The sequence below is a fragment of the Flavobacterium sp. genome, from assembly GCF_043773265.1.
GTDB lineage: Bacteria > Bacteroidota > Bacteroidia > Flavobacteriales > Flavobacteriaceae > Flavobacterium.
The window spans coordinates 1-6,696 of sequence record NZ_JAYVFH010000073.1; the positions used below are offsets into that span (position 1 = coordinate 1).

Consider the following 6,696-nt stretch of genomic DNA (forward strand, 5'->3'; position numbering starts at 1 on the left):
ACAATATTTTAAATGAAGTAGGTATAGAAAATTATATATTTCTATCTGTTTTACTCTTTTGTATTGGAGTTTTCGGAGTATTATATAGACGAAATGCAATTATTGTTTTCATGTCTATAGAAATAATGTTAAATGCTGTAAATTTATTATTTGTAGCTTTTTCAACTTATCATCAAGATGCAGAAGGACAAGTATTTGTGTTTTTCTCTATGGCAGTTGCCGCTGCAGAAGTTGCTGTTGGATTGGCAATATTAGTTTCTATTTTTAGAAACATTGGCTCAATAGATATAGCAAAATTAAAAAACTTAAAAGGATAATCCCTAATGGAGAAAAGTTTAGTTTTACTCTTATTATTAACCCCATTTGTAGGGTTTTTATTTAATGTTTTCTTCGGAAAAAAAGCTGGGAAAAATATTTCTGGAATATTAGGGACAATTTCTGTAATTGTTTCGTTTGCAATAAGTATTTACTTTTTTATGCAAATAAATCAAACCGGAAAACCAATTCAAATAAAATTATTTGATTGGATATCTGTAAGCAATTTAAAAATAGATTTTGGAATTTTATTAGACCAATTATCATTGCTATGGTTACTTTTTGTAACTGGAATTGGTTCATTAATTCATCTATATTCTATAAGTTATATGCATGATGATGAAAATATGCACAAATTTTTTGCATATTTAAATTTGTTCATATTCTTTATGATAACACTTGTTGTAGGTAGCAATTTGTTAGTAATGTTTATAGGTTGGGAAGGCGTTGGTCTTTGCTCCTATTTACTAATTGGGTTTTGGTATAAAAATCAAGATTATAATGATGCAGCAAAAAAAGCATTTATTATGAATAGAATTGGTGATTTAGGATTTTTAATTGGAATTTTTATTATTGGCTCATTATTCACAACTATAGATTTTGTTGATTTAAAAGAAACTGTTCTTGGTGGAACAAATAACGGAAAAACTCTTTTACTAAGTATTGCAACATTATGTTTATTTATTGGAGCAACAGGAAAATCGGCACAATTACCACTTTATACATGGTTGCCAGACGCAATGGCTGGACCAACTCCAGTATCAGCATTAATTCACGCAGCAACTATGGTAACTGCCGGAATCTTTATGATTACTAGAATGAATTTCTTATTTGATTTAACACCATACATTCAAGAAATAATAGCAGTTGTAGGAGCAACTACAGCAATTGTAGCAGCTTCAATTGGATTACTACAAAACGATATAAAGAAAGTTTTAGCTTATTCTACAGTCTCTCAATTGGGACTTATGTTTTTAGCTTTAGGACTTGGAGCATACAATGTTGCAGTTTTTCATGTAATTACTCATGCTTTCTTTAAGGCATGTTTATTCTTAGGTTCAGGATCGGTAATTCATGCATTACATGGCGAACAAGACATGAGAAAAATGGGAGGTTTAAGAAAAATTATGCCAATTACATTTGCCACAATGTTAATTTCAACATTAGCAATTTCAGGTGTTTTTCCTTTTGCAGGATTTTGGTCTAAAGATGAAATTCTAATGGTAGCTTTCCAAAACCATCATGTTGTTTATGCAAAAGTATTATGGATTGTTGCTTCAATTGCTTCAATAATGACAGCATTTTATATGTTTAGATTAATGTATCTTACTTTCTTTAGAGATTTTAGAGGAACCGAAGAACAAAAAAATCATTTACACGAAAGTCCAAGTTTAATTACTGTACCTTTAATAATTTTAGCCGTTCTAGCAACTATTGGCGGAATAATTAATTTGCCCGGAAGTAATTGGTTAAATCACTTTTTAGAACCTATTTTAGTAAAAAAACATGAACATCATGCTCTTGGAAGCCAAGAATATATGTTAATGGCTATTGCATTGTTTGGAGCAGTAATTGGTATCGTTTGGGCATATTTTAAATATATAAAACAAACCTTTGTACCGAAACAAGATTCAGAAATTAATGGTTTTTATAAAACTATTTATAACAAATATTATGTTGATGAATTTTATACTTTCTTAATAGTAAAACCTTTAAATTCAATTTCAAATTTCTTTAGAACAACATTAGAACCTGCTCTAGGAAATGTTGTTTACGGATTAGGAGTTATTACAAATGAAATCGGAAACAAAGGAAAAAAATTACAATCAGGAAGTATTGGTTTTTATTTATTTGCATTTGTATTGGGCGTATGTGCCATAATAATTTATTTATTTTTAGCTAAAAATATTATATAATGACTGTAACTACTTTATTAATTTTACTTTTAGTCGGAGCAATAGCAACTTACTTTTCTGGCGATAAACTAGCTTCAAAAGTTGCTTTACTTTTTAGCATAGTATCGTTTGTGTTTTCGGTATATTTATTAAATATGTTTTCCACTGGTGGAAACATCAATTATTTAAGCGAATGGATATCTTATCCAAAAGTATATTTTGCGCTTCAAGCCGATGGACTTTCAATGGCAATGGTATTATTAACAACTGCATTGACTCCATTAATTATTTTTTCGTCTTTTGGAAACAAATTTAGTAACTCCAAAAGTTTTTATGCTTTAGTTCTATTTATGACATTTGCAATGACCGGAACTTTTTTAGCTGCAGATGGTTTGTTATATTATATTTTTTGGGAGTTAGCATTAATTCCTATTTATTTCATTGTATTAATTTGGGGTAATGGAAATGCCAATTCAAGAAAGAAAGCAGTTGTAAAATTCTTTATATACACTTTAGCAGGATCTTTATTTATGCTTGTAGCTTTTGCGTATTTATACCAAAAAACAAATAGTTTCTTGTTGGGTAATTTATTTAATTTAAAATTAAATTCAACCGAACAATTCTGGATATTTTCAGCTTTCTTTTTGGCTTATGCAATTAAAATTCCTATAATTCCTTTTCATACTTGGCAGGCAAAAGTATATCAAAAAGCTCCAACCGTTGGCACAATGTTATTGTCTGGAATAATGCTAAAAATGGGATTATATAGCATAATTCGTTGGCAAATTCAAATTGCTCCTTTAGCAGCAAAAACTTACATGCCATATCTAATAGGAATTAGTTTAGCTGGTGTAATTTATGGATCAATCGTTGCCTTGCGCCAAAAAGATTTAAAAAAATTATTAGCCTATTCCTCTCTTGCACACGTTGGATTAATTGCTGCAGGTTGTTATACATTAACACTGGACGGATTAAGTGGAGCGGTTTATCAAATGATTGCCCATGGATTTGTAATTGTTGGATTGTTTTTTATTGCAGAAATTATTTATAGAAGATTTGAAACCAGAAAGATTATTGAAATGGGAGGAATTCGCTCTCAAACTCCAAAATTTTCTTCAATGTTTATGATTTTAGTTTTAGCTTCTGTTGCATTACCAGGTACTTTTAACTTTATTGGAGAATTTACTGTTTTATATAGTATCTCACAAATAAATATTTGGTTCGCCGTTATTGGAGGAACAACTATAATTCTTGGAGCATACTATATGTTAAAAATGTTTCAAAATGTAATGCTAGGCGAAACAAACGTTAAAGTTTTTGCTGATGTTACTACCAACGAAATAATTACTTTAGTAATAATAATAGGATTTTTATTATTCTTTGGTTTATATTCAAAACCTATCTCAGATTTAGTTAAACCTGCCATAAACGATATTCTAATTCATATAAATAGATAATTAAGTCATATCAATGCAAACATTAATAGCAATAGCTGCACTCGGTGTTTTTACACTTATAGCTGAAATCTTTAATCTAAGAAAAGCACTTGTACCAGTAACAATTATTGGCTTACTTGCAATACTTGGAATTTCATTAAATATTTGGTCATATAATTCATCTATAGATACTCTATACAGTTCAATGATTATTGTTGATAAATTTTCAGCTGCATTTTCTTCATTGTTTATTGTGCTTACCATCTTTCTAGTTGCTCTTAGTCATGATTTTTATAAAGAACAGCAAACAAAAATTTCAGATTTTATTGCAATAAAAATTTTCCTTTTAACTGGTGCAATTGCAATGGTTTCTTTCTCAAACTTATCGATGTTTTTTCTAGGAATCGAAGTCTTATCTATATCATTGTATATATTGGCCGCAAGTAAAAGAATGGATATAAAAAGTAATGAAGCCGGAATGAAATATTTTCTAATGGGTTCCTTTGCTTCTGGAATTATACTTTTCGGAATTTGCTTAATTTATGGAGCAACAGGAAGTTTTAACATTGCAGAAATTCGTGAAGTATCACCGGGAATGGCAATTCCAATTTGGTTTCCAATAGGAATTACTTTAATGATTATTGGAATGTTGTTTAAAATAGCAGCTGTTCCATTTCATTTTTGGGCACCAGATGTTTATGAAGGTTCACCAGCTTTGACAACTGCAACTATGAGCACTTTGGCTAAAGTTGTTGCAATGGCAACATTATATAAATTATTAGTCGGATTAACCGTTGGTATAACATACAACTTTGAAATTATAATAGTAATTGTATCAATTGCTTCAATGACTGTAGGGAATATTATGGCTTTACGTCAAAAAAATGTAAAAAGAATGTTGGCTTTTTCTGGGATTTCTCACGCTGGATTTATGTTAATGGCTTTGTTAAGTTTATATACCGCAGCAAGTACATTATTATATTATTCTGCAGCATATGCATTTGCAGGTATTGCATCATTTGCCGTAATAATATTTGTAACAAAAGACAAAGAAAATCAAGATATTATAAACTTCAACGGATTAGGAAAAAGTAATCCTATATTAGCTACAGTATTAACAGCTTCACTTTTATCAATGGCTGGAATTCCAATATTTTCTGGTTTTTTTGCCAAGCTAATGCTATTTACACAAACCATAAATGCAAAATATTTAATTGTTGTCATTGCTGGTGTAATCAACTCAATTATAAGTGTTGGTTATTATTTTAAATTAATTATTGCAATGTATACCAAAGAACCAACCATAGAAAAACAAGCAACGCCAATAGTATATTACATTGTAGGAGTAACAGCTATTTTGTTAAACATTTTGATTGGACTTTATCCTTCTTTAATTTCTAATTTATTATAAAAAAATATTTTTATTTTCACTTCTCAAAACCAATTAACTAATGTTGATTGGTTTTTTTTATATATAAAATTTAATAAATTAAAGATATAAATCTTGTTTATTAATAAAATGTTGTTATTTTTATTAAATAATTCCATATTTAATAAAATAATAAATGAAATATCAAGCAATTCAAAATTATATAAACGGAGCATTTGTTTCAGCATCAACCGCTAAAACAATAGATGTAATATCACCATTAGATGGCAACAAACTTTCAACCGTTCCAATGTCTTCTTATTCCGATTTAGATTCTGCTGTAAAAGCCGCGCAAGCAGCATTTCCGGCTTGGAGTAAAACTCCTATTAAAGAACGCGTTCAAGTATTTTTTAGATACAAAACATTATTAGAAAAAAATTTGAAAGAATTGGCCGAATTATGTTCGGAAGAAAACGGAAAAACGTACGGCGAATCGGTTGCAGAAATAGAAAAATGCATCGAATTAACTGAATTTGCCACTTCATTACCTCAATTAATTACTGGTGAATTACTAGAAGTTAGTAAAGGTGTTGAATGTCGTACAGAACACGTTCCACTAGGAGTTGTAGCTTCAATTGTGCCTTTTAACTTTCCATCAATGGTTCCCAATTGGACCATTCCAAATGCTATTGCTTTAGGAAATTGTATGATTATCAAACCTTCAGAAAAAGTGCCTTTGAGTTGTGGCAAATTAGCCGAATTATTAAAAGAAGCAGGTTTGCCTGATGGTGTTTTCAATGTTGTTCACGGCGATGTTGAAATTGTCAATGCCATTTGCGATCATCCTAATATTGAAGCCGTTTCGTTTGTAGGTTCAACCAAAGTGGCAAAAATTGTTTACCAACGTGCCACTCAAAATTTAAAAAGATGTTTATCCCTTGGTGGTGCCAAAAATCACTTAATGGTTTTACCAGATGCAATTCCAGATATGACTGCTCAAAACGTAGCTGCTTCGATGTCGGGTTGTGCTGGTCAACGCTGTATGGCAGCTTCCGCAATGATTGGAGTTGGTAATGTAGATGCAATTGTTGACAAAATTTGCGACGAAGCTCGAAAAATAATTGTAGGTGTAAATCTTGGAGCTGTTATCAATAAAGAATCTCAAGATAGAATAGAAAGATATATCACTCAAGCTGAAAAAGATGGCGCCAAAATATTAGTTGATGGAAGAAACACCAAAGTTCCAGGAAAAGAAAACGGCACTTATGTTGGACCAACCGTAATTGATTTTGTTACACCAGAGATGAGTGTGGCCAAAGAAGAAATATTTGGACCCGTAATTTCTATTATTCGTACCAAAACTGTCGATGAAGCACTTGCAATAGAAAATGCCAATCCATACGGAAATGCTGCTAGCGTATTTACTCAAAATGGCGCAATGGCTCGTTATATTATCGACAAAGCCAATGCAGGAATGATAGGAGTAAATGTTGGTGTTCCAGTACCAAGAGAACCATTTAGTTTTGGTGGATGGAACGAAAGTAAATTTGGTGTTGGTGATATTACCGGAAAAAGTTCCATCGAATTTTGGACCAAATTGAAAAAAAGCACCATTAAATGGAATGCAGAAGCAGGTGTAAACTGGATGAGTTAAAAAAATTAGTATTATATTTTTCAGGAG

At 30.7% G+C, this 6,696-nt stretch carries 5 protein-coding genes; all 5 read left to right on the forward strand.

Annotated features, from left to right (window positions below; translation table 11 throughout):
- The coding region (nuoK, locus tag ACH2BO_RS03910; protein ID WP_395043447.1) for an NADH-quinone oxidoreductase subunit NuoK at window positions 1–317 on the forward strand (317 nt) is incomplete at its 5' end.
- A 6-nt stretch (window positions 318–323) separates the two neighbouring features.
- Entirely contained in the window at window positions 324–2,231 is a 1,908-nt protein-coding gene (gene nuoL / locus ACH2BO_RS03915) for an NADH-quinone oxidoreductase subunit L (protein ID WP_395043448.1), read from the forward strand.
- Window positions 2,231–3,667 carry a NuoM family protein gene (locus ACH2BO_RS03920; RefSeq protein WP_395043449.1) on the forward strand — a complete coding sequence of 479 codons (1,437 nt, stop codon included), beginning with the start codon at window positions 2,231–2,233 and terminating at the stop codon, window positions 3,665–3,667. Before nuoL ends, ACH2BO_RS03920 begins: the two co-directional genes overlap by 1 nt.
- A 13-nt stretch (window positions 3,668–3,680) precedes the next feature.
- Window positions 3,681–5,057, forward strand: a complete 1,377-nt coding sequence (locus tag ACH2BO_RS03925) for an NADH-quinone oxidoreductase subunit N (RefSeq protein WP_395043450.1) — start codon at window positions 3,681–3,683, stop codon at window positions 5,055–5,057.
- A gap of 154 nt (window positions 5,058–5,211) precedes the next feature.
- The gene (locus ACH2BO_RS03930; protein ID WP_395043451.1) at window positions 5,212–6,669 is read left to right on the forward strand and encodes a CoA-acylating methylmalonate-semialdehyde dehydrogenase; all 1,458 of its coding nucleotides are present in this window, start codon (window positions 5,212–5,214) and stop codon (window positions 6,667–6,669) included.
- Window positions 6,670–6,696 lie beyond the last annotated feature (27 nt).

What these genes read in the sequence shown, in the direction of transcription:
- nuoL (WP_395043448.1), top strand. Translation starts at nt 324, where the DNA reads ATGGAGAAAAGTTTAGTTTTACTCTTATTATTAACCCCATTTGTAGGG.
- ACH2BO_RS03920 (WP_395043449.1), top strand. Translation starts at nt 2,231, where the DNA reads ATGACTGTAACTACTTTATTAATTTTACTTTTAGTCGGAGCAATAGCA.
- ACH2BO_RS03925 (WP_395043450.1), top strand. Translation starts at nt 3,681, where the DNA reads ATGCAAACATTAATAGCAATAGCTGCACTCGGTGTTTTTACACTTATA.
- ACH2BO_RS03930 (WP_395043451.1), top strand. Translation starts at nt 5,212, where the DNA reads ATGAAATATCAAGCAATTCAAAATTATATAAACGGAGCATTTGTTTCA.